19 protein-coding genes, 1 tRNA gene and 1 other RNA gene are annotated in these 22,593 nt (G+C 60.4%); 7 read left to right on the top strand and 14 right to left on the bottom strand.

Annotated elements, in window-relative coordinates:
* The first annotated feature begins 127 nt into the window (after positions 1-127).
* Complete coding sequence (locus tag CHY22_RS08710) at positions 128-640, top strand: hypothetical protein (protein ID WP_089573517.1); 513 nt, start codon at positions 128-130, stop codon at positions 638-640.
* Positions 641-987: 347 nt separating this feature from the next.
* Here the strand turns inward: CHY22_RS08710 and ffs are convergent.
* Together ffs and tadA are read right to left on the bottom strand one after the other, a co-directional pair.
* An RNA gene (gene ffs / locus CHY22_RS08705) (signal recognition particle sRNA small type) lies at positions 988-1,083 on the bottom strand.
* A 454-nt stretch (positions 1,084-1,537) separates the two neighbouring features.
* Entirely contained in the window at positions 1,538-3,319 is a 1,782-nt protein-coding gene (tadA, locus tag CHY22_RS08700; protein WP_089573516.1) for a tRNA adenosine(34) deaminase TadA, read from the bottom strand.
* A gap of 51 nt (positions 3,320-3,370) precedes the next feature.
* Here tadA and CHY22_RS08695 point away from each other — a divergent pair.
* Positions 3,371-3,460 (top strand) — tRNA-Ser (locus CHY22_RS08695).
* A 3-nt stretch (positions 3,461-3,463) separates the two neighbouring features.
* Here the strand turns inward: CHY22_RS08695 and CHY22_RS08690 are convergent.
* Positions 3,464-4,048 (bottom strand): TetR/AcrR family transcriptional regulator, encoded by a 585-nt coding sequence (locus CHY22_RS08690; protein WP_089573515.1) that lies wholly within the window; start codon positions 4,046-4,048, stop codon positions 3,464-3,466.
* Between the two features lie 212 nt (positions 4,049-4,260).
* On the opposite strand from CHY22_RS08690, the gene CHY22_RS08685 reads away from it, so the two are divergent.
* The gene (locus tag CHY22_RS08685) at positions 4,261-4,812 is read left to right on the top strand and encodes a LemA family protein (RefSeq protein WP_089573514.1); all 552 of its coding nucleotides are present in this window, start codon (positions 4,261-4,263) and stop codon (positions 4,810-4,812) included.
* A 561-nt stretch (positions 4,813-5,373) separates the two neighbouring features.
* Here CHY22_RS08685 and CHY22_RS08680 read toward each other — a convergent pair.
* Both CHY22_RS08680 and CHY22_RS08675 read right to left on the bottom strand, forming a co-directional pair.
* Complete coding sequence (locus CHY22_RS08680; RefSeq protein ID WP_089573513.1) at positions 5,374-6,426, bottom strand: branched-chain amino acid aminotransferase; 1,053 nt, start codon at positions 6,424-6,426, stop codon at positions 5,374-5,376.
* A 289-nt stretch (positions 6,427-6,715) separates the two neighbouring features.
* Positions 6,716-7,363, bottom strand: a complete 648-nt coding sequence (locus CHY22_RS08675; protein ID WP_089573512.1) for a VTT domain-containing protein — start codon at positions 7,361-7,363, stop codon at positions 6,716-6,718.
* A gap of 224 nt (positions 7,364-7,587) precedes the next feature.
* Here CHY22_RS08675 and cysE point away from each other — a divergent pair, with 224 nt between their 5' ends.
* Complete coding sequence (cysE, locus tag CHY22_RS08670) at positions 7,588-8,292, top strand: serine O-acetyltransferase (protein WP_089573511.1); 705 nt, start codon at positions 7,588-7,590, stop codon at positions 8,290-8,292.
* Positions 8,293-8,403: 111 nt separating this feature from the next.
* Here the strand turns inward: cysE and CHY22_RS08665 are convergent, their stop codons facing one another.
* The 4 genes from CHY22_RS08665 to CHY22_RS08650 all read right to left on the bottom strand — a co-directional run bounded on the left by CHY22_RS08665 (position 8,404) and on the right by CHY22_RS08650 (position 13,117).
* Positions 8,404-10,419 (bottom strand): ABC transporter ATP-binding protein, encoded by a 2,016-nt coding sequence (locus tag CHY22_RS08665; protein ID WP_089573510.1) that lies wholly within the window; start codon positions 10,417-10,419, stop codon positions 8,404-8,406.
* 1 nt (position 10,420) lies between these two features.
* Positions 10,421-12,145 carry an ABC transporter ATP-binding protein gene (locus tag CHY22_RS08660; protein WP_089573509.1) on the bottom strand — a complete coding sequence of 575 codons (1,725 nt, stop codon included), beginning with the start codon at positions 12,143-12,145 and terminating at the stop codon, positions 10,421-10,423.
* Positions 12,145-12,645, bottom strand: a complete 501-nt coding sequence (locus CHY22_RS08655) for a MarR family winged helix-turn-helix transcriptional regulator (protein WP_089573508.1) — start codon at positions 12,643-12,645, stop codon at positions 12,145-12,147. The genes CHY22_RS08660 and CHY22_RS08655 overlap by 1 nt, the downstream gene beginning before the upstream one ends.
* 181 nt (positions 12,646-12,826) lie before the next feature.
* Positions 12,827-13,117 (bottom strand): hypothetical protein, encoded by a 291-nt coding sequence (locus CHY22_RS08650; RefSeq protein ID WP_055251737.1) that lies wholly within the window; start codon positions 13,115-13,117, stop codon positions 12,827-12,829.
* 294 nt (positions 13,118-13,411) lie between these two features.
* Between CHY22_RS08650 and CHY22_RS08645 the strand changes: the two genes are divergently transcribed.
* Positions 13,412-13,933, top strand: a complete 522-nt coding sequence (locus CHY22_RS08645) for a nitroreductase (RefSeq protein WP_089573507.1) — start codon at positions 13,412-13,414, stop codon at positions 13,931-13,933.
* Between the two features lie 41 nt (positions 13,934-13,974).
* Here CHY22_RS08645 and CHY22_RS08640 read toward each other — a convergent pair whose 3' ends face one another.
* The 3 genes from CHY22_RS08640 to CHY22_RS08630 all read right to left on the bottom strand — a co-directional run bounded on the left by CHY22_RS08640 (position 13,975) and on the right by CHY22_RS08630 (position 17,153).
* Positions 13,975-14,400, bottom strand: a complete 426-nt coding sequence (locus tag CHY22_RS08640; protein ID WP_143759226.1) for a hypothetical protein — start codon at positions 14,398-14,400, stop codon at positions 13,975-13,977.
* Positions 14,401-14,634: 234 nt separating this feature from the next.
* On the bottom strand, positions 14,635-15,852 hold the full coding sequence (locus CHY22_RS08635; RefSeq protein ID WP_089573505.1) for a helix-turn-helix domain-containing protein: 1,218 nt from the start codon (positions 15,850-15,852) through the stop codon (positions 14,635-14,637).
* 266 nt (positions 15,853-16,118) lie between these two features.
* Complete coding sequence (locus CHY22_RS08630) at positions 16,119-17,153, bottom strand: YeiH family protein (RefSeq protein WP_089573504.1); 1,035 nt, start codon at positions 17,151-17,153, stop codon at positions 16,119-16,121.
* Positions 17,154-17,345: 192 nt separating this feature from the next.
* On the opposite strand from CHY22_RS08630, the gene CHY22_RS08625 reads away from it, so the two are divergent.
* Positions 17,346-18,047, top strand: coding sequence for a GntR family transcriptional regulator (locus CHY22_RS08625; RefSeq protein ID WP_089573503.1), 702 nt, complete (start codon positions 17,346-17,348; stop codon positions 18,045-18,047).
* 114 nt (positions 18,048-18,161) lie between these two features.
* Here the strand turns inward: CHY22_RS08625 and glmS are convergent, their stop codons facing one another.
* Complete coding sequence (gene glmS, locus CHY22_RS08620) at positions 18,162-20,009, bottom strand: glutamine--fructose-6-phosphate transaminase (isomerizing) (RefSeq protein WP_089573502.1); 1,848 nt, start codon at positions 20,007-20,009, stop codon at positions 18,162-18,164.
* A gap of 558 nt (positions 20,010-20,567) precedes the next feature.
* Between glmS and CHY22_RS08615 the strand changes: the two genes are divergently transcribed.
* Positions 20,568-21,701, top strand: a complete 1,134-nt coding sequence (locus CHY22_RS08615) for a LacI family DNA-binding transcriptional regulator (RefSeq protein ID WP_233502875.1) — start codon at positions 20,568-20,570, stop codon at positions 21,699-21,701.
* Between the two features lie 237 nt (positions 21,702-21,938).
* On the opposite strand, the gene CHY22_RS08610 is transcribed toward CHY22_RS08615, so the two are convergent.
* On the bottom strand, positions 21,939-22,589 hold the full coding sequence (locus tag CHY22_RS08610; RefSeq protein WP_089573501.1) for an HAD family phosphatase: 651 nt from the start codon (positions 22,587-22,589) through the stop codon (positions 21,939-21,941).
* Positions 22,590-22,593 lie beyond the last annotated feature (4 nt).

Below are 22,593 nucleotides of genomic sequence, written 5' to 3'. Positions count from 1 at the left end.
CAACGCGTTGCGCTGAGTCCTGAGGCTGTTGCAATGAAGATGAGAATCAAGGGAATTAAATAAAATCGACTACACGACTCCTGCCGAAACTATTCGGCAGTTGCAAGAGGCGATCACAGAGGCAATAATGCAAGAAAATTCCTGTGAAGATAAGCTTGAGCACTGCCGAATGCGCCTCGAAAGTCATAAAAGCCTGATTTATTTCTTTGAAAGCGAAGTGGAGTTTAATAAAACCCATCTCGACGGAGAAACAGCCAAGCGGGATGCGCTCCTCGACGATTTGAAAAGAGCGCAAATAGCCTATGACGATGCCTGCAAAGCATACGAAGAGGCAAAGGCCGCGGCGGACAAGGCCGCCTCGCCCGAGATAACGAAACCGACCGAGGCAGCGCCTCCCTCCGGCTCAACGCAACCCGCCAAGGCGACACCGCCCGTTGCCTCACCTGCAACCGGCAAAGACGCCCTACCAAGCTCCATCAAGCAAGCGAGCACAAGCAGCGGCAAACAAGCAGATACGACCGCCGGCAAGCTCGCAAACACGGGCGACACAGCACCGAGCGCAATCGCACTCGCAGCAATCGCCGCCGCAGGCCTCGGAATAACCGCCACAGCCACACGCCGCATCAGGAACCCAAAATAGCTGCCAGCGGTTATTGTCTTCGCCAATCCGCAAACCCAGAGACAAAAGAGGCCCGTTTCCCCAACCCAGGGAAACGGACCTTTTTAACTGCAAAATCCAAGCAACAGCACCGCCACCTCTTGAACAACGTAGCCATCAATGCCCAGACAACGCCAGCGAGCAGCAAAAGGCACGGGATTAAATTATTCAGATAAATGTAACCCTTCAGGCGGTTTTGGTCGGCTACCCGCGAGTGCCGGCAGGGCGCTTGGTAGTCGAGCGATCCCGCAGGCGAAGCCGAGGACCAGCGAGACACCAAGCGCCCTGCCGGCACTCGCGGGTAGCCGCGGCACCAAAAAGCGCCCGTGCGTTCGATGGATTCGGATGCCCGACAGAGGCTCCTTATGGCTGCTTCCTTCCGGACCTGACCAGATTCGGAACATGTCGTCATCCGAACCCATCGAACGCGCTAGGCGCTCGGTATATCTTACCCGCTCCCGCCCGATGGGGCAAGACAGCTAATTTGGGACGGGGCTTTTTTGACTACTTTTTGACTGGTGGGGCATCAGGGTGGCGAAAGTAGTCAAGGAGGCCCCGTCCTAAATAGACTGATCTGGTGCTGTGCCACGAAAAGGGCCCATCTACTACGTTTAGGTCGCAGGGGTCGACCATAGCCGACTTTTTCGAAAATCGGCAAGCTTTCTACCTGCGGTTTTGTTTTTGCAAATTCCGGGATGGTCGAGGGTGGCCGGCTTAACGTAGTAGATGGTCGCATTTCGTGGCAAACGGTCCGACCCAAGACCCAAGGCAGCCAACCTCGAATGGCCATTCTCAAAGTTGCGGTGGAATACGGACTGAATTGGCCCCTTAAAGGCAAAAACACTCCGTATTCCACCGCAACTTATAGGGAGATAGGCCTTAGAGGCGAGCGAGGTCATAGGCTTGTGCGGCTGACTCGCCGGCGCAGATAAGGTTGGCTGTGGCTTCTTGCGGATCGAGTGCCCGCTCCAGGTCCACGGGCTTGCGACAGATCGGCAGGACAAGGTCGATGCCCTGCTCGTACACCGCATCCAGGTTGTCGGCACGACCGCCCACGACGGCAACAACCGGCTTGCCATATCGCTTGGCACGGCGGGCCACGCCCACCGGCGCCTTGCCGGCGGCGGATTGCTCGTCCATATTGCCCTCGCCCGTTATGACCAGGTCGACATCGCGTACACGCTCGTCAAACCCCACGAGATCGAGCACTGTCTCCACGCCCGAACGCAACTCGGCACCGAGCGCCAGCAGCGCGGCGCCCAGGCCGCCGGCGGCACCGGCACCGGGCACGCCGAGCACCGAGCCGAACGTCCGTGCACCCTCGGGCACGCGCAGCAGCCCCTGGGCCCGAGCCTCGACAATTGCCGTATCGAGCAGACGACCGTAGCCGACCATCCAACTGTCGCACCTGCTCAGCGCCTCGGCGTCACCCGTCGGCAAGCCTTTCTGCCCACCAAACACCGCCAATGCGCCCCGACGCCCCACGAGCGGATTCTCGACATCCGAAAGCACAACGATACGAGCGTCATCCAAAGCCTGAAGCGCTGGCGCCAAATCAACGCTCGCCACCTGCTCAAGGCCTGCAAGACCGGGGGCGATATCGCAGCCCCGATCATCGACCACACGCGCGCCCAGCGCCTGCAGCATGCCGGCGCCACCGTCGTTGGTGGCACTGCCGCCCAGACCAATATAGATAGTCTTTGCCCCAGCACGGACTGCGCGAAGCATGAGCTCGCCCACGCCATAGGTCGAAGCCGCCAACGCCGCCGACTCCGTACAGGGCGAATACCCAATACCCGCCGCCTCGGCCATCTCAATAACAGCCGACTCGCGCCCGCCGTCAACCAGTAACCGTGCGGGCACACGATCGCCCAAGGGGCCCGCAACCTCGCAGGTCGCAAGTTCACCACCGCACGCGGCAACGGCATCGAGCGTCCCCTCGCCACCATCTGCCAGCAGCAATGTGCACACCTCGGCATCGGGCCAAACGCGGCGCACGCCTTCGGCAACGGCCTCCTCTGCCCGCGCACTCGACACGCTACCCTTAAAGGAGTCGATCGCCAGCAGCACACGGCGGGGCCGGCGGCACGCAGGACCAAAGTCAACCGCCGTGTCAGTATCCTCACCGGCACCTGCAAGTGCTGCGGCGTGAGCGGCGTGTGCTTCAAGATCGGCCCCACAACCGCAGCCAGCACCATCGGTGCCACGCAGCCTACTAAAATAGCTGCTCAACACCTCACGACACTCGTCTGCCAGCACGCCGGCGGTCACGTTAAACCGATGATTCAGGCGCGAATCGGCATTCAGGTCATACAGCGAACCCAGAGCGCCCGCCTTGGCATCAGCCGCGCCATACACGCAGCGTCCTACGCGCGCGTTAACCATAAGCCCCGCACACATGCAGCAGGGCTCGAGCGTCACGTAGACCGTACAGTCGGAAAGGCGCCAGCGACCGAGCGACCGAGCGGCAGCGCACAGGGCCGCGAACTCTGCATGCGCCGAAGGGTCCTGATCGAGCTCACGACGATTATGCGCCCGCGCGACAATCTCACCCGCGCGCACCACCACAGCGCCAATGGGCACCTCGCCCACCGCCGCGGCGGCGCGCGCCTCCGCCAACGCCTCGCGCATGAACTTCTCGTCGATTTCGGTGCTCGTCATCGTTCGCCTTCCCTGTTGCAAATTCAAAACGATGCTATCATTACGACTCACGGAGAGATGGCAGAGCGGTTGAATGCGGCGGTCTTGAAAACCGTTGAGCGCGAGAGCGTTCCGGGGGTTCGAATCCCCCTCTCTCCGCCACTCTTAGTGACTCACCGGCGTCATGGTCCGCTCGAACAGCGCATCGACCACGTCGGCGATTTCGGATCGGCGCTCCAGCACGTGGCCCGATTCCCACCACATGGTAAAGAGCCGAATAATGCCGCCGGCGACAAACTCAGACGTTGTCTCGAGCGATACGGGCGCAAGCGCATCCTCGTCAAGCGCGCTCATCACGCGCCCGCGTATGGAGCGCGCGATGCGGTCGCAAATCATGCTGGTCAGCATGCCCGACATACTGCTCGCCAAAATGTTATCCATGAGCTGCTCATGCGCCAGAATCAGATCCATGGCATCGGCGAACACTTCGTGGCGAAGCGCGCGCACGTCCTCGGCGCCCTCCGCGCCATCCGCATCGGCCCGCTTTTGCGGCAGACCCGACATGAGTTCATCGATATAGAAGGCAAAGTAATCGTTTTTGTCGCGGAAGTGCTTGTAGAACGTCGTCCGACGAATCATAGCGCGGTCGCACAGCATGGCAACCGTCACGTCCTCAAACCGATGCTCTTCGAGCAGCTCAGTAAAGGCCTCGAACAGGGCCCGATAGGCTTTCTTGATGCGAAGGTCCATACGTATCGCCCTCCTCAAGGAAAAGACAGCGTTCACTAATCTGTCGCATATCTTACACCTGTATCGCCCACTCCCTGGCGAACGGCCTCACCTTGGTGGAAACATAACGCTTACCGGAAAGTTCGGTATCGCCAAGGGTTGCGGGTATACTAGTAGCGTTACACCAACGGCAGCCGGCGGAAGACGCCGCGGCCATTCGAAACGGAGACACCATGATTCCCGTCATCATCGGTATCGTTGTTGTCGTTGTGATTGTCTGCGCCATCGCCGGCATCTACAACAACATGGTCACCAAGCGCAATCGCATTGATAACGCCTGGCAGAACATCGACACGCAGCTGCAGCGCCGCAACGACCTGATCCCTAACCTAGTCGAGACCGTCAAGGGCTATGCCAAACACGAGCAGGACACGCTTGCCGCCGTGGTCAACGCGCGCAACGCCGCCGTGAGCGCTACCACGCCCGAAGCCAAGATGGAAGCCGACAACGTGCTGACCGGCGCCCTGCGCCAGCTCTTCGCCGTGGCCGAGGCTTACCCCGATCTTAAGGCGAACACCAACTTTACGCAGCTCCAAGCCACGCTCGAAGACACCGAGAACAAGGTAAGCTACGCGCGCCAGAGCTACAACGACTGCGTGCTTAGCTACAACAACGCCATCCAGACGTTCCCGGCCGTTATCTTTGCCGGCATCTTCCAGTTTAAGGAGCGCCAGGGCTTCGAGGCCGCCGAAGCTGCCCGCCAGGCACCGACCGTCAAGTTCTAACAGATCCGCAGCGTATCCTTAATCGGGTATATGCATAAACCGCCCCGTCGAATGCATACTTCGACGGGGCGGTTTCCCTTATCGCGAAGGTCCCCCTCAAGGCGCCGTGCATTTTTGGGAGTATTCAGCACAGCCAAGAGCTTTGGGCTCCGCAGCAGAGGCGTTAGATAGCGAATACCCCTGCAGCCAGAGACCCAGCAGCCCATAACACCGCCTATTATTCGCGAAAAGCATCGACAAGCACGGATTTTTGCCCGAACGACGGTATACAGGAGCCTTCGATTGCAGAATACTCGCAAAAATGCACGTCGCCACCACCCCCACATGGCGCGACGCAAAACAAAAGCGCGGCCTAAAAGGCCGCGCGCCATCTTTCATTCAGATCTATATTGCCCGTAACGGCAGCGCCGAGGTAACGCAGGCCCGAGGGCAACCTTCCTTTCCGGCGCACTCCGCAGGACGAAAGAACCTCCGCCGCACGAAGTGCGCTGCGGAGGTTCTTGCATGTCCGAGGACGCGCCGGAAAGGAAGGTTGCCCTCGGGCCGAACAGCTATGGCAGCTTACGCGACGGTGTAAACCCAGTCGTGCTTATCCTCGACAGCACCAGATTGGATGCCGGTCAGGGTCTCGCGGAGCTTCTTCATCACAGGACCGATCTCGGTGTAGCCAGCCGGGAAGGTCACGGTCTCGTCGGCTCCGTAGACCTTGTTGTCGATCTCGCCGACCGGGGAGATAACGGCAGCGGTGCCGCACAGGCCGCACTCAACAAAGGTGCCGGCCTTGACCTCGGCCCACTCGACGGGACGCTGGTCGACGGTCATGCCCAGGTCCTGAGCAACCTGAACGAGCGAACGGCGGGTGATGGAGGGCAGGATGGAGTCGGTGTGCGACTGCGGAACGACGAGGGTGCCATCCTCCTTCACGAACAGGACGTTAGCGCCACCGGTCTCCTCGACATAGGTGCGGGACTCGGAGTCGAGATACAGGTTCTCGGCATAACCCTCGCGGTGAGCCTCCATCGTGGGCTTCAGGGACATGGCGTAGTTGAGGCCGGCCTTGATGTTGCCGGTGCCGTGCGGTGCGGCGCGGTCGTACTCGGAAACGCGCAGCTTGACGGGCTTAAGGCCGCCCTTAAAGTACGGACCGACCGGGGTCACGAGAATGCGGAACGTGTACTCAGGAGCGGGAGCCACGCCGATTACGTCACCGGAGCCGATCATAAACGGACGCACATACAGGGTTGCGCCAGAGCCGAAGGGCGGAACCCATGCGGCATTGGCAGAGACGACCTGCTTGACGGCCTCGACAAACTTGTCCTTGGGGAACGGGGGCATCTCGAGGCGCTGCGCAGAGTTGTACATACGCTCAGCGTTCATGTCGGGACGGAAACAGACGATGCTGCCGTCCTCGGCGGTGTAGGCCTTCAGGCCCTCAAAGACCTCCTGGCAGTAGTGGAAGATACCACCGCACTCGGAGACATGCAGGGTGTGGTCGGTGGTCAGGCCACCCTCGTCCCACTCGCCATCCTTCCAATGAGCCTCGTAGCTGTAATCGGTCTTCATGTAGCCAAAGCCGAGGCTACCCCAATCGATATCCTTCTTCTCGACAGTCATATGTCGCTCCTTACATACACAGTTGCATACTCGCGAACCCGCACGCAAGGACCGGGGCCGACCGCGTCGCAACGTCACACGCCCGGAGCGTAGAGCCGGACGGGACACGCGGACGACATCGAAGCCGATGACACGTCGATTCGCATGCACGAGATTGTACTCCGCACACGCATCGGATAAAACGTTTTTCTTTAACTAACTAAAGTATTTTCATTTGACCGAAGCTAGAGAGGCCCGCCACCGTAAACGGTGACGGGCCTCAACGACACGATTTGTGCGCCGGCTCGAGCTACGCGTTCTTTTTGCCCAGCTTTGCCTTAACCAAACCGACCACGGTCGGAATAATCGACACGGCAACAATGCCCACGATCAGCAGCTCAAAGTGCTCCTGCACAAAGGGAATGCCGCCAAAGAAATAGCCCAGCAGTGTAAAGACCGTCGACCAGGTGATACCGCCCAGCACGTTATAGATGACAAAGTTGCGCCAGTGCATGCCGCCCATACCGGCGATGAAGGGCACAAAGGTGCGGATAAACGGGAAGAAGCGACCCAGGAAGATGGCCAGGTGGCCCCACTTGTCAAGGAAGTCCTCGGACTTTTTAATGCGCTCGGGCGTCATGGCCTTGACCTTGCCCGAGGCGATGATCTTTCGGCCAAAGAAATGGCCGATCATAAAGTTGCACTGGTCGCCCAAGATGGCGGCCGTCCATGCGACGGCCAACAGGGCCACGATGTTAAAGCCGCCGTTGTGGGCAAAGAAGCCCGAAGCGAACAGCAGCGAATCGCCGGGAAGGAACGGGAAGAACACCACGCCCGTCTCGATAAAGATAATTAGGAACACGCAGCCGTAGGCCATAAGCGGGCCGGCGGCGATCCAACTGGCGATCGCGGTGCGCGGGTCCTTGAGCAGCTCGGCGATAAAGTTAATGAAACCCATGAAGTAAAACCTCTCAGTTGTGGGCGCGGACACGTCCAAGTTGACCAGTATACGGTTGCGGCGCCCCCTCGTGCGCAACCCCACAAAAGCATGACTCCATTACCAGCAAGTTTGCATAACTGACACTTGTCGCCCAAAGCAAAGCAAGATCGCCCTTCTTAATCCCTAGCGAATCGCTATACTTTATTGAATCGCATTGTCACGGCGCTGAGGGAGGGCGGCCAGTGAGCTTTATCAATACCATTCGCGAGGACATCAAGACCGTCCAAGCGCAGGACCCCGCCGCGCAAAACGGTCTGGTCATTTTTCTTTCGTACCCCGGCCTGCACGCCAAGTGGAACCACGTGCCCGAGCACTGGCTGTGGGAGCACGGCCATCGCTCGCTCGCCCGGGTGCTCTCGCAAATCACCCGCCACATCACCGGCGTCGAGATTCATCCCGCTGCACAGATCGGCAAACATTTCTTTATCGACCACGCCATGGGCGTTGTCATCGGCGAGACCACCATTGTGGGCGACAACTGCGTGCTCTACCAAGGCGTCACGCTCGGCGGTACCGGCAACGAGACCGGCAAACGCCATCCCACCCTGGGCAACAATGTCACGGTGGGCACGGGCGCCAAGGTGCTTGGCAACATCCACATTGGCGACAACGTCAAGATCGGCGGCAACTCGGTCGTCGTCAAGGACGTGCCCGACAACTGCACCGTCGTGGGCGTGCCCGGGCGCATCATCAAGCGCAACGGCTGCCGCGTGTTCGAGGAGAGCTTCGACGCCAAGCAGCATCGCGAGTACATGCCCGACGATGCCGCCGAGCAGAGCGCCCTCAACCGCCAGGGCATCAACGAAAACGCCCGTCGCGTCAAGGAACTCGAGCGAGAGGTGGCCGAGCTCAAAGCCCTCGTCGCCAAGCTCGTGGACGAGCGCTAGGGCCGTGGGCAGCCGCCACAGCATGAACGCCAGCACAAAAGGCGCGCCAGGGAATCAGCCCCCGGCGCGCCTTCTTTTCGATGCGACATGCGGGACTGCCCCTTTGTCACCTTATGCGAACTGGCTTAGGTAGAGGTCGGCGTAAGCGCCCTCGGCAGCCAGCAGCTCCTTGTGCGTACCCTGCTCGATGATATTGCCGTGATCCATGACCAGGATGAGGTCGGCATCAACAATCGTCGACAGACGGTGCGCGATCACAAAGCTCGTGCGCCCGCGCATGAGCGCGTCCATGGCGCGGCCGATGGCAAGCTCGGTGCGCGTGTCCACGCTCGACGTCGCCTCGTCCAGGATGAGGATCGCCGGGTTGTTGAGCAGCACGCGCGCGATGGTCAGCAGCTGACGTTGGCCCTGGCTGATGCTCTCGGCATCGTTAGCCACCCGTGTGTCGTAGCCCTGCGGCATAGTGCGCACAAAGAAGTCGACCTGAGCGGCACGTGCGGCCGCGACAATCTCCTCGCGCGTCGCCTCGGGACAGCCATAGGCGATGTTCTCGGCAATGGTGCCACCGAACAGCCAGGCGTCCTGCAACACCATGCCAAACTGCTGGCGCAGCTCGCCGCGGTCCATGCAGCTTGTGTCCACGCCGTCGAGCGTAATGCGGCCGCCGTCGATCTCGTAAAAGCGCATAAGCAGGTTGATGAGCGTGGTCTTACCCGCACCCGTGGTTCCCACCACGGCGATCTTTTGGCCCGGCTCGGCGGCAAACGACACGTCGCGCATAAGCGGCTTGTCGGGCGAATAACCAAAGCGCACGTGCTCAAAAGCGACGCGGCCCTCAATGCGACCCGGCAGCTTGGCGGCCTCGTCCGGCAGCGGATCGGCCTCCATCTCGGGCTCATCAAGCAGGTCGAACACGCGCTCCGCACTCGCCAGCGCGCTCTGCAGCGAGTTAAAAGTGAACGACAGCTGCGTCATGGGTTCGGACGCCTCGTAGATAAACTGGAAGAACGCCTGGAACACGCCGACGGTCATGTGACCGGCGACCAGCATGCTGCAGCCCACGAGCGCAATCACAATCTGCGCCAAACGGCCGATAAAGCGAACCGCGGGTCCGACGGCGTTAATCATAAAGTCGGCCTTGGTGCTCACGCGCGCCAGCTCGCCCGAGGCCTCGTGCACCTCGGCAGAGCTCTGGTGCTCGCGGTTGAATGCGCGAATCACCAAACGGCCCGAATAGCCTTCCTCGACCGCGCTCGTGATTTTGGACACCCACTCCTGACGCTCGCCCGTCACATCATGCGTACGGCGCGAAACCACCTTGGTCACCAGCAGCGACAACGCCGTAAAGAACAAAAAGACTAGCGTAAGCGGCACGCTAAACACGAACATCACGCCCACGGCGCCCACCACGGTGCCGATCGACACAAGCAGCTGCAGCAATCCGCGCTGCATGCTCTCGGACATCTTGTCCAAGTCGTTGGTCGCACGGCTGACGACCTCACCGGGACGATGCGCATCAAAGAAGGCAAGCGGCAGACGGTTGAGCTTTTGTGCGATGCGGTTGCGTAGACGCAGGTTGAGGCGTTCGGCCACGCTCGACATCAAAAAGCTCTGGAGCGCATAGAACGAGGCGGCGGCAGTCCAGATCATAAAGTAGACGAAGATGGTCTTGCCGCAGTTCTCCCAGGTGATGTTGAAGGTGGTTCCGTTGGCAAACGCCACCTGAATGTGGCCCCACAGCTCATCGATCACGCGGGCGCTATATGCCGGCGCGGCGGTGTTAAAGATGACATAGAACACAATGCTCGCAAACACGATATAGAAGCGCCAATGGTCGCCGGCAGCCTCGCTCCACAGGCGGCGCACCGTCGCCCAGGTATCACGGGGCGTCTCGTCTTCGTCTTCGTCATCCACGTCGCGCATGCGCTCTGCCTCGGCGCGGGCACGCTCATCCTCGGCTCGTTCGTTTTCCTCGTAAAGCGCTTGACGACGAGCCTCGCGCCCGGCCGCCGCCTTGGCGGCGTCATCCAGCTCGGTCGACGCGGCAGCCTGGTCGACCGTTTTATCGGCAGCGTCCGCAGCGGCGGCATCGACAAGGTCGCCCTGCTTCTTGAGCTCCTCGGTCATGCTACTCACCTCCCTTCATCTGCGATTCCGCGATGGCGCGGTACACCTCGCAGGTTTCCATAAGCTCGCCATGCGTGCCCAGGCCCACGACCTCGCCATCCTTGAGCACGACAATCTGGTCGGCGTGCAGAATCGTCGAGATGCGCTGCGCGATGATGAGCACCGCGGCGTCGCGCGTCTCGTCCTGCAGCGCATGGCGCAGGGCCGCATCGGTCTTAAAGTCCAGGGCCGAAAAACTGTCGTCGAAGATATACAGGTCGGCGCGCTTCATGAGCGCGCGAGCAATGGCCAGGCGCTGGCGCTGACCACCCGAGAAGTTCGTACCGCCCTGGGCAACCGGGGTATCGAGCCCCTGCGGTTGATCGAGCACAAAGGTGCTCTGGGCAACCTGCAGCGCATGAAGCATGTCCGCCTCGGTCGCGTCCTCGTTGCCAAAGCGCAGATTGCTTGCCACGGTGCCCGAGAACAGCCACGCCTTCTGCGGCACATAGGCAATGCGCCCGCGAATCTCGTCTTGCGAAAGGTCGCGCAGGTCAACACCGTCCAGGCGAATGGCGCCCTTAGTGGCATCGTGAAAACGCAGCAAGAGCTTTGCCACCGTCGACTTACCCGAACCGGTCGAGCCCACGATCGCGGTGGTCTGCCCGCGACGACAGGCAAAGCTCAGGTCGCACAGGGTGTCCTCGTCGGCATCGTCAAAGCGAAACGACATGTGATCGAACACGGCGACCGCATCGGCCCCGTCCTTTGAGTCGGACGCGGCCGCATCGAGCGTACGCTGGCCATCGACGATGCTCGGCTTAATCTCCAGCACCTGCTGTGCGCGGTTCAGACATGCGGCGGCACGCGGAAGCGTCAGCACCACCATCTGGGCCATCATCACAAAGAACAGGATCAGAAGCGCGTACTCCAGCACCGCCGAGATGCTCGCGATCTGCATGGCGTGGGCGCCCACGCGGTTGCCGCCCACCCACAGTACCGCCACCTCGGCGATATTCATCAGAAAGAAGGTGGAGCTGTCGAGGCCCACAAACAGATGGTTGACTTTGATGGCGTTGGCGGCGTAGTCGCTAAACACCTCGTCCAGGCGCTGTTCCTCACGACGCTCCTTGTTAAATGCACGGATGACGCGCACGCCCACGATGTTTTCGCGCAGCACCACGTTCATGCGGTCGATAAAGCTCTGCAAGCGCATAAAAATCGGAGCCGCGTTGGCAACCGTAAAGACCGCCGCAACCAGCACGATCGCAACCACGACGCCCAGAAGCATGCCCATGGCCGGATCGATGAGCCAGGCGAAGATGATGCCTGCCACCGCCAGGAACGGCACCGGCAGCACCAGCTGAATGGTCTGCAGAATCGCCTGCTGAATCACGTTGATGTCGTTGAGCGAGCGCGTGATCATCGAACCCGTGCCAAAGCGCTCAAAGTCACTGGCAGACAGCTCGAGCGACTTGTCGTAGACGGCATTGCGGATATCGCAGGCCACGTTGGCGGCCAGGCGCGCCGAAAGATAGCAGCCCAACACCGCGCCGCCGCTGGCCATGCCGGTCGCGATAAGCATGTAGAGACCGTTGCGCAAAATGTAGTCGACATCGCCCGTGGTGATACCGGTGTTGACCATGTTCGCCAACATCGTGGGTACCAGCAGTGTGCCGACGTTGTCGATTAGCAGCACCAACAACGTCACCGCGACAAGCCTGCGATACGGCTTCATAAACCTCATTAAGAGTCGCACGACTCCCCCTCACCTTGATTCTCGGCCTGGCTCTCGGCAGCGATATGCTGCTTAAAGGCATCGCACTCATCGCCGAGCGCATGGGAAAATTTTCCGATTAGGCGCATGATTTCGCGTTGCTCACACGGCTCAAGCGCGCCAAAGGCTCGCTGCTCGGCCTTGAGTGCCGGCAGCGCATAACGCTCGGCAAACCGCATGCCCGCTTCGGTCAAACGCACAACCTTGTTCTTACGGCTGCCTTCGGCAAACTCCAACGTTGCAAAGTCCCGCGCCGTCAAGGTTTTAATGGCCGAGTTGATGGTCTGCTTGCTGTAGAACCATTCGCTCGTCAGGCGGCTTACGGCAATACTGCCGCCCGCCGTGCTGGTATCGACGAGCATCCAGTAAGCGCAGTCCGAAAGACCGCAGGCGCGCGAGAACTCCGAATAGATATGGTCGAGTCCATTGAGCAACCGGTCGAAGTCGACCAGCGCAACCGCACTATTCATCTATCCCACCATTCGATTGTCCGATTTTTGACCAATTTTGTATCTCTAGATTAGTCCGAGTTTTGACTATCGTCAACAGGCTCTCCGCAAATGCTTGCACTTTTATGGCCTATCGGCAGAAAAAGACCGCCGGCGCGGGGGCAGCGCCAGCGGTCACGTGAAAATCGGGTTTTATTGCCCGTTAAGCGGCGACGGCCTCATAGACCGTAGCGCCCGAGAAGCTGTCATGCAGGCTCTTGCCGGCAATCCACGGCAGCTCGACGACCTCGCAGACCGTATTGACCAGCTCGGAGCAGTCAGTAAAGTGGCCCTTGTCGTTGAGGGCCTCGCAATCCTGAACACGCCAATAGCCATCGGTGTGCGTGATGTAGTACTCGTGATCATCAATCGTCACAAAAGCGCGCGTCTTGGAACGCAGCAGCTTCAGAAATCCTTCGAAGTCGGTCTCGACGACATCTCCAGCCTGGAACATGATGTTACCTCCTGGCCCGGCGCCACCACGGCGCATTGATAAACGTTGGTACTCCTTTAGTAAAACCTTTATCAGAGGTTATGCGTTCGTCATTTAGGCAAGTGGTAAAAAACCGCAGGGTAGACGGGATAAAACGTTTAACCATCCCATTTGTTTGTCACATTCTGAAGGTACTTTTATGCAAACCTACTTTTCCAATTGGAATCTACCCTTTTGGCCGGGCAATTGACCGTCTATCGTTTGAGCCCGACGGGTATGAACGGGGCATCTGCAACGCCACCGCAAGGAGACACCATGGAGACTATCGAAGCACTCATCCACCGCCGCAGCTGCCGCAAATACAGCGATCGTCCCGTCGAGGTCGAAAAGCTTGCACGTATTATCGAAGCTGGCCAATATGCACCGAGCGGCATGGGCCGCCAACCGGTGACGTTTGTCGCCGTCACCGACCCCGCGACCGTCGAGCGTCTCTCACAGCTCAACGCCCAGGTCATGGGCAGCAACGGCGACCCCTTCTATGGCGCCAAGACCGTTGTGGTGGTGCTGGTTGACCGCAGCGTGCCCACGCATCTGGAAGACGGCTCGCTCGCCATGGGCAACTTGCTCAACGCCGCCTATGCACTGGGTGTCGATTCGTGCTGGATTCACCGCGCGCATGAGGTCTTTGACTCGCCCGAGGGCCTGGAGCTGCTGGCCAGCTGGGGCCTGCCCGCCGACGGCAGCCTGCGCGGTGTCGGTCACTGCATTCTGGGCTATGCCGAGGACACGCTACCCGAGGCAAAGCCGCGCCGCGACAACGTGGTGTATGTAAAGTAATTAGTTCCGCCGTTCTAACGAACGGCGGACCCGCTTGCAACTTATCTTGCCGGTGGAGTTGTCGTCGTTTCGTTCGTTTGAGTCGTTTCGGCGCCGTCGCCCTGTTCGCCGTCGTCCTTTTGAGCGTCGGCGATGGTGGAGGCTGCCGCAACGATACCGCGCTGGGGCACGACGCCCGTCTGGGTCTGAGCGCCCTCGACAATTTCTGTGCCTGCATGCGCGAGCTCGGGCGATTTAAACATCGCGTCCAAGTTGGCACCGTCGCCGGCGTAGCCAAGCGCAGCGAGTGCGATGACGATCACTGCAACGACGACCGCGATCGGAACATAACGATGCCAACCAGCCGGATTGAGTCCGCTGCGACGAGCCGCCCCGCGGCTGATGTAGCCGAGCGTGCCGTCGTGCTTGAGCTTTGAGCCCACCACGCGTTTGCGGTCCCACAGCGAGGACTCTGCCTGCATTGCCAAGCGGGCACCTGTCGAAGGATAGCCGTATTTAGTGCGCTTGAACGAGCCGTCAAACCCCGAGGCGTGTTTGCCCCACGTCACCGATGTTGTGCGTCGGTTAACCGGCGCGGCGCTCCGCCTTCTGCGGCTCGGTTTTGTAGTCTCAGCCATACGCCCCCGCACGCCGTAACCAAATCGAAACAATAACGCTTTGGACTGTAGCACACGCGTCGCGCGCGGTCACGGGCGCCTCGCTCAACGGTCATCGTCCTTCAGCAAGCGCCACAGCGTTGTTCGGCTTATGCCCAGCACCTCCGCCGCACGGGTTCGGTTGCCATGGAGATGGTCTACAACCAGATGCGCGATATCTCGCTCGGTATCGATCAACGGTCGCAGGATATACAGGTCGCTTTCGAGTGTCGGGGCGCCAAAGGTTGCGGTCTTAATCACGTCCTCTTGGGCTAGCACTTCCTCCGCCACAGCGCGATCCACCGTGCCCGCCCCCACCAATATATACAGTCGTTCCGAGACCTCGCGGAGCTGCAGATAATTGCGCGGCCAGCGGTAAGCATCGAGCGCCTTCGTCGCCGCGGCAGACAGCGTGGGCGCTGCCGTTCCAAATGCATCAGCGAGATATTCCAAATAGCGCGCAACCTTCGTCGACGCGGCCCCCTGCTCGGCGATTGCCGGCGCCACGCTCACCGCACAGGCGAAGCGCTCGGTCACAAAGGCGGCTTGATCACTTTCGCTGCCACCCGGCATGTCATTCGCCGTCAGCACCACATGGCAGCGCGTCGCCAACGCGGTGTCGGCCATCGTGGAAACGAGCTCGCGAAGGCGCTGGGGGCCAACCGCATTCCAGCCCGCAATGCAAAGGGTCAGCCCCGTTTGGAACAGCGGCGATTCGGCGCTTTTGAGCACGTGGCGCCAACCGCGATCGGTAAGCTCATCGAGCGCAACGGCAACAAAGGGCTGGTCGACAAAAGGACCGTCCAGATAGAGGCGCATGGCAATCTCGACCTGACCCGCGCCCAGCTCGCCCTCGAGCATAAGGGGCACACCGCGCGCGTAGCTCTCGGCGACCGGCGCAGCCACCGAGGCAGCCCCCTCAACGATGCCGTACGTGCTCGATTCGTAGCGGGCCTCAACTTCGTCGGCGTTGAGCCACTCGATGCCCGCATGCGCCGCGGCGCCGCGCACCTCGCGGACCACGACGACCCAAAGGCCCCCGCCCTCTTTGTCGGCGGGGTGAACGGTCAGGCTCAGGCGCGTACCCGCACGCCCCATAACCAGACGCGCGCCGTCTCCTATACGGTCGAGGCGTTCGGCAACAAAAGCTGCCACATCCCGCTCAAGCGCCGCGTCATTCATGGTCGAAATCGCGACGTCCCCACGCGCATCGATTGCCAATGCCGAGGCCCCGGCAGCAGCCAGGGCCTCGGTCAAGATGTTCAGCTTGGCATCGCTATCCATGATTTGCCCCTGTCCGCGGCGACGTGCAACCACCGACGGTCGCACAACCGAGTGTTTCAAAATTGAACGATATTGCTCACCAAACACTATAGGGCAGAGAGCGCCGTCCTGCGAGTATAGGTGTTGCCCCGCATCGCCATCCTGGCGGGGCGATAAGAGCTCTTCGGGACTTATAAACCTGCGGACAAGCCATACCCGCAAGAGCTCCTATCGCTCCACCGCAGGCATGCGCTCACCAGCAGCCAACACGCAAACTGGCTACTTCTCTACCAGATTCCCAGCACGTGCTGCATTCCCAAGCTCATGCACGCAATGCCAATCCAACAGCAAAAGCCCAGCGCGATGGGCTTGCCGCCCTTTTTGAACAGCTCGACGATATCGGTATTAAAGCCAATAGCCGCCATGGCCATCACGATAAAGAACTTCGAAAGCTCCTTGATGGGCGCCGTAATGGACGCGGGAAGCTGAAGCACCGTGGTGATTACGCTCGCCAGCACAAAGAACAGCACAAACATGGGAAACGCGCGTTTAAGCGAGAACGTGCTTTTGGCGTCGCCGCCGGCCTTGCGTGCCAGATGCATCTGCCAGCATGCGAGAACCAACGTAATGGGAATAATGGCCAGCGTCCTGGTGAGCTTGACCACCGTGGCGCTCTCGAGCACATTGGCGCCGGGATGCATGCTGTCCCAGGCGCTCGCCGCAGCCGTTACCGACGAGGTGTCGTTGATGGCGGTGCCGGCAAACAGGCCAAAGCCCTCGTTGGTCAGCCCGAGCATGCCGCCGAGCGTCGGAAACACGAGCGCCGCGATAACGTTAAACAGGAAGATGACCGAAATAGCCTGGGCAATCTCGCGATCGTCAGCATCGATGACGGGTGCGGTCGCGGCGATGGCAGAACCGCCGCAAATCGACGAACCCACACCCACAAGCGTCGCGATCTTGCTCGGCACGTTCATGACGTGGCAGAGCACGAAGGCGACAACAAGCGAGGTCGAGATTGTCGCCACGATAATCGGCAGCGACTGGGCGCCCTTGGACAGAATCTGCGAGAGGTTCATGCCAAAGCCAAGCAGGATAACCGCGTACTGCAAGACTTTTTTAGACGTATAGGTGACACCGGCGGCGAGCTGTTCGCGGCGATTCTTGGGAAAGACGAGCGCCAGGACCATGCCAAAGAGGATGGCAAATACCGGCCCGCCGACCACCTCGATTTGTTTGCCGAGCAACGTCGCGGGGATAGCGATGACCAGGCAGAACAAGACGCCCTTCCAGCGCTCGCGTACGATATTTGCCAGTTGCATATGGGATTCCTTCTTTCTATTTCACGTTTGCGACGGCTTATGATACGGCAACGTTGAGCACAATCCCGTACAAACGCAGGCAAAAATGTCGCAAAAGTTATCGGGCGTCGATTGAATTTCCACCGCAGAGAACTGATTCGCGGCATAATAAACAACTGACATATGAGTGTGGAAGAACGTTTGTGAGGCGCTATGGAAGAATCGATGCACATCGGCGAGCAAGAAACGAGCCTACAGGACCAGTCCTACCACACCATTCGACGCAAGATCGTCTATCTGGACTACAAACCGGGCGAAAAGCTGGGCGTCAAGCAGCTGTGCGACGACCTGGATATGGGGCGCACCCCCGTGCGCGAGGCACTGGTGCGTCTGGCGCAAGAGGGCCTGGTGCGCACCGTGCCCCAAAGCGGCACCTATGTCTCGCCCATCAACCTCACCCTTGCCGAGAGTGCCTGCTACATTCGCGAGCACCTGGAAAAACAGGTGATTGTAGAGTGCTGCGCGCGCGCCACCTCGGCAGGCGTCGAGCAGCTCGACCGGGCCATCGCGTTGCAGGAAAAGGCCATGGCCGAAGAGGATCGCATCGGCTTCTTTTTAAGCGACAACCTCATGCACCGCATGATCTTTAGCATCGCATGCCGTAGCACCGTGTGGTCGTGGCTCGAAGAGACCAATGCCGACCTGGAGCGCTTCCGCTGGCTGCGCGCCGCCACACAGACGCTCGACAATCAGGAGACTGTTAACGAGCATAAGCAAATCCGCCGCGCCATCGCCGGTCGCGACCCCATCGAGGCGAGCTTTTTGGTCAGCAAGCACCTGCATATGATGTTCCGCAACCAAACCGAGGTCCTGGACCAGTTCCCCGAGTACTTCGAGACCAGCAAGCTTCGCTAACCTGCCAAAAAGGGACAGGTTTATTTTGGCAGGTTTTATCTGGGCAAATGCAACAAGGCCCGGCTCCGTCTTGATGCGGAGCCGGGCCTTAGTTGTTAGAACGACGGAACTCGATTATTCGACCGTGACGCTTTTCGCCAGGTTGCGGGGCTGGTCAACGTCGCAACCGCGCAGGATGGCTACCTCGCGGGCGAGCAGCTGCAGCGGGACGCTCGCCGTGATGGGGCTGAACACGTCGCGGACGGCCGGCACGCGAATGATGCAGTCGGCAATCTTGTTGATCTCCTCGTCGCCTTCAGTAGCGACCACGATCACCTTAGCGCCGCGCGCCTTGCACTCCATGAGGTTCGACACGGTCTTGTCGTAGGTGGCACTCTTGGTGGCCACCGCGATGACGGGGAAGCCCGGGTCGATCAGGGCGATGGGGCCGTGCTTCATCTCGCCGGCGGCGTAGGCCTCGGCGTGCAGGTAGCTGACCTCCTTGAGCTTGAGCGCGCCCTCGTAGGAGATGGCAGCGCCCATACCGCGGCCCACAAACAGTGCCGACTGCGCGTCCTTGCACAGCAGGGCGGCCTCGTGCACGGCCTCGCTCTGCGTGTCCAAAATCCACTGGATCTGCTCGGCCGTATCGGAAAGCTCGCGGAACAGCATGCGCGCCTGTTTGGTGGTCAGACGGTACTTAACCTGCGCCAACAGCAAAGCCAGCAGCGTAAGGCTCACGACCTGGCCGATGAAGCTCTTGGTCGAGGCGACCGCGATCTCCTTGTTGGCCTTAGTGTAGATGACGCCGTCGCTCTCACGCGCCACGGGGCTACCAACCACGTTGGTGATGCCGAAGACCTTGGCACCCTTGATGCGCGCGTCGCGAATGGCGGCAAGGGTATCGGCCGTCTCGCCCGACTGGGACACGGCCACAACAAGCGTCGTCGGCGTAATGATGGGGTTGCGGTAGCGGAACTCGCTGGCCGCCTCAACCTCGGTGGGGATGCGAGCCCAGCCCTCAATGAGATTCTTAGCAATGAGGCCAGCGTGATAGCTGGTGCCGCAAGCGATCACGTAGACGCGGTCGATGTCGTTGAGCTCCTCGAGCGAAAGGCCCAGCTCATCGATGTCGAGCTCGCCGGCAGGCGTCATACGGCCAACCAGCGTGTCGCGCACGACGCGCGGCTGCTCGTGGATTTCCTTGAGCATAAAGTCGGGATAACCGCCCTTTTCTGCCATGTCCAGGTCCCAGTCGATGTGGGTGCCCTTGGGCTCGATGACATTGCCGGACTCGTCGGTATACTCGACGCCCGCAGGCGTGAGCTTGGCAAACTGACCGTCCTCGAGCACCACGACATCGCGGGTGGCGTCGATAAGCGCGATCACGTCGGAGGCAACGTAGGAGCCGGTCTCGCCCATGCCGACCACGATCGGGGAATCCTTGCGGGCCACGGCGATTACGCCAGGCTCGTCGGCGCACACGGCGGCCAAGCCATAGGCGCCCACCACGTGGGTGCAAGCCTCGCGCACGGAGGCCATCAGGTCGTGTGTCTCGGCATAGGCCTCTTCGATCAGATGCGCGAAGACCTCGGTATCGGTCTCGCTCTTAAAGTGATGGCCGCGGCCCTCCAGCTCCTCGCGCAGCTCGGCGAAGTTCTCGATGATGCCGTTGTGGACGATGGCGATACGACCGTCGCAGCTGGTGTGGGGGTGAGCGTTAACGACAGAAGGCTTGCCGTGGGTGGCCCAGCGGGTGTGACCGATGCCGCAGGTTGCGTCGCTATCGATGTTGGAAAGCTCGCTCTCCAGGCCCGCAACCTTACCCACGCGGCGGATAACGTCGAGGTGCGCCGCGGCGCCCTCGCCCACCTCGAGCGCGACGCCCGAGGAGTCATAGCCGCGATACTCCATGCGCTTAAGGCCTGTGACCAGGATGTTCTTTGCAATATCAGAGCCGGTATAGCCGACGATTCCGCACATAGGATAAATCCCTTCGTTCGCGTGACTGCAAGACGTCCACGCACAGGGGGCGCTGAGACGTATAACGTTCGAGTATTGTACTCACGCAAGCGCAAGCTGATATACCAGAAGTGGTATCTCAACTTAGATACCACCCGATGCACACATGCCCAGCCGGTCCAAACCACCACGAAGGGGACAGGCACCTTTGTGGTGGTTTGGACCGGCGCGGCGGCCTATCCCGGCGAAAGATCTCAATCTGTAACATCTGGGCCGCAATAAGCCGGCTTAGTGTTACAGATCAAGACATTACGGTTCGGCCCCAGCACTATGTCTCGATCTGTAACAGGTAGAGCCGGTTTTGCCGTCCAGATGTTACAGATCGAGACAATTGAAGGCCCGGGCAGCTCAAGCCACCACAAAGGTGCCTGCCCCCTTCGTGGTGGTCGCGCTGGCAACGGCGTTTCCCCAGATAAAACCTGCCAAAATAAACCTGTCCCTAATTGGCAGGTTTTGACACCCTGGGGGCGGGCGATGCTACAATCTGGCTTGTACTTGAAACGCATCAAAGGGGCCGCTATGGCAAAGGTAAAAATCAGCGACGTCGCGCGCGAGGCAGGGGTCTCGCTGGGCACGGTATCCAACGCGCTCAACCACCCCGAAAGGTTGCGCCCCGAAACCCTCAAGCTCATCAACGAGACCATTAATCGCCTTGGCTACCTGCCCAACCAAAGCGCCCGTCAGCTCGCGGGCGGCACCACCAAGTCCTTTGGCCTGGTCCTCCCCCGTCTCGACCACGGCTTTTCGCTCCAAATTGCCAGCGGTGCCCACAACGAGGCACGCAAGCACGGCTATGACTTGCTCATCGCTAACGCCGACAACGACGACATTCTCGAAGACCATTACCTGCGCTACTTTATGGGCACTCAGATGTCCGGCGTCATGGTTCAGCCCATGGCATCCCCCGACTGGCACCCGGCCATGACTAAAGTGCCCGTGCCGATCGTCCATCTGGACATCCACTGCTCCGAGCCCGGTTATTACGTGGCTGCCGACAACGAGGCACAAGGCCGCATTATCGCCGAGCTCGCCGTTGCCCGTGGCGCACGCCATATCACCGTTGTGGGCAGAGCGGCATTTATGCAGCTCACCTTGCGCGTACTTGGCATCCACAAGGCCCTCGCCCTGCATCCCGATATCAAGATCGAAGTCATCGACGCCGGCGAATGGAATACCGCTGCCGACGGCTACGGCATCGGTGCCCAAATCGCTGAGCGCCCCGCGGACGAGCGCCCTGACTTCGTGGTCGGCCTGACCGACGTACTGGCGTCGGGCGTTATCTCGGCGCTGATAGACAAAGGCATCTCCGTCCCCGAGCAGGTCCGCGTGGCCGGCTGCGATGGCAACCCGCTTGCCTGGAGCGGATCGGTCCCCCTCACCACGGTAGCACCACCGGGCTACGAGATCGGCCGCAAGGGCGTGCAGCTGCTCATGGAACAAATCGAGGATAAACCTGCCGCCAAGACCAAACGAGTCCGCATCGGCTCCGCCGCGCGCACCGTCACCACGGTCACGGCCACCGAGGACATCAACCGTCAGGAAATCGTGCGTCCCTTCTTGCTCGAGCGCGTAAGCACCCAAAATGCCAAGCCGCATCCGACGGGCCAACCCATAGTCCCGACAACCGACATCAACCTGGGCGCCTACCTGTAACAAAAAAACGCCGCAACGGAAACAGCCCCGCTGCGGCGTTTTTGCTGACCCCACGGGCCTTCCCCGTTTAGCCGAACCTGCGGCTACGGATTTTTATGGAATGTAATCCATTTTTCATTAGCTTTTTTGCAAAAATGGATTCAATTCCATTTTTTAGAACAGTGCCTCCGCGCGGGCGCCGTTGCCGTCGCCGTCCTGCGGGATCGGGCGCGGGGCATGGCGACTCGCGTGCGAACGCTAACACACGACCTTGACCGCGGCCGTCAGATCGAACAGCGTATCGAGCACAGCCTCGCAGCCGTCCACCACGTCCTGCGGCAGCGGCACGATGTCGGGAACGGCAAACACATGGCAACCGGCCGTGATGCCCGAGACGCAACCGTTGCGTGAGTCCTCGACCACGGCGCACTCCTCGGGGGCAAAGCCCGCGCGCTCGCAGGCGAGCAGGTACATCTCGGGGTCGGGCTTGCCGCGCACGACGTCCTCGCCGCAGGTCACCGTCTCAAACTTGTCAAAGAGGCCAACCGTCTTGAGGTTGCGCTCGGCCGTAACGTGGCGCGATGACGTCGCAAGACCCACGTGATAGCCCGCAGCCAGCAGCTCGTCGAGGCACTCGGCGGCACCGTCCTTAAGCTCCAGATCGGTCTTGACCATCTCGTCGCGAATCTCCCTATGGCGACGATAGATTGCCTCAGCGGTTTCGCAGCTGCCGTAATGCTCATCAAGGATCTCCATGACATCGGGCAGCGTGCGACCGATAAACTGATGGATCAGCGCATCATCAATCGCGAATCCCAGCTCGGCCGCGCCCGCCTTCCACGCCTTGATACCCAAACGCTCGGTATCGACCAGCGTTCCGTCCATGTCAAAAATAACGGCCTTGATCATATCG

Source organism: Collinsella sp. TF06-26 (assembly GCF_002232035.1).
Lineage (GTDB): Bacteria > Actinomycetota > Coriobacteriia > Coriobacteriales > Coriobacteriaceae > Collinsella.
This window is presented reverse-complemented; position numbering and strand designations above follow the sequence as displayed.

Excerpts from the sequence above, each read along its gene's own strand:
- CHY22_RS08650 (WP_055251737.1), bottom strand. The coding sequence starts at position 13,117 with ATGTTCCAGGCTGGAGATGTCGTCGAGACCGACTTCGAAGGATTTCTG.
- CHY22_RS08660 (WP_089573509.1), bottom strand. The coding sequence starts at position 12,145 with ATGAGGTTTATGAAGCCGTATCGCAGGCTTGTCGCGGTGACGTTGTTG.
- CHY22_RS08655 (WP_089573508.1), bottom strand. The coding sequence starts at position 12,645 with ATGAATAGTGCGGTTGCGCTGGTCGACTTCGACCGGTTGCTCAATGGA.
- CHY22_RS08635 (WP_089573505.1), bottom strand. The coding sequence starts at position 15,852 with ATGGATAGCGATGCCAAGCTGAACATCTTGACCGAGGCCCTGGCTGCT.
- tadA (WP_089573516.1), bottom strand. The coding sequence starts at position 3,319 with ATGACGAGCACCGAAATCGACGAGAAGTTCATGCGCGAGGCGTTGGCG.
- CHY22_RS08610 (WP_089573501.1), bottom strand. The coding sequence starts at position 22,589 with ATGATCAAGGCCGTTATTTTTGACATGGACGGAACGCTGGTCGATACC.
- CHY22_RS08680 (WP_089573513.1), bottom strand. The coding sequence starts at position 6,426 with ATGACTGTCGAGAAGAAGGATATCGATTGGGGTAGCCTCGGCTTTGGC.
- CHY22_RS08675 (WP_089573512.1), bottom strand. The coding sequence starts at position 7,363 with ATGGGTTTCATTAACTTTATCGCCGAGCTGCTCAAGGACCCGCGCACC.
- CHY22_RS08685 (WP_089573514.1), top strand. The coding sequence starts at position 4,261 with ATGATTCCCGTCATCATCGGTATCGTTGTTGTCGTTGTGATTGTCTGC.
- glmS (WP_089573502.1), bottom strand. The coding sequence starts at position 20,009 with ATGTGCGGAATCGTCGGCTATACCGGCTCTGATATTGCAAAGAACATC.
- CHY22_RS08645 (WP_089573507.1), top strand. The coding sequence starts at position 13,412 with ATGGAGACTATCGAAGCACTCATCCACCGCCGCAGCTGCCGCAAATAC.
- CHY22_RS08630 (WP_089573504.1), bottom strand. The coding sequence starts at position 17,153 with ATGCAACTGGCAAATATCGTACGCGAGCGCTGGAAGGGCGTCTTGTTC.
- CHY22_RS08710 (WP_089573517.1), top strand. The coding sequence starts at position 128 with ATGCAAGAAAATTCCTGTGAAGATAAGCTTGAGCACTGCCGAATGCGC.
- CHY22_RS08665 (WP_089573510.1), bottom strand. The coding sequence starts at position 10,419 with ATGACCGAGGAGCTCAAGAAGCAGGGCGACCTTGTCGATGCCGCCGCT.
- CHY22_RS08690 (WP_089573515.1), bottom strand. The coding sequence starts at position 4,048 with ATGGACCTTCGCATCAAGAAAGCCTATCGGGCCCTGTTCGAGGCCTTT.
- CHY22_RS08625 (WP_089573503.1), top strand. The coding sequence starts at position 17,346 with ATGGAAGAATCGATGCACATCGGCGAGCAAGAAACGAGCCTACAGGAC.
- CHY22_RS08615 (WP_233502875.1), top strand. The coding sequence starts at position 20,568 with ATGGCAAAGGTAAAAATCAGCGACGTCGCGCGCGAGGCAGGGGTCTCG.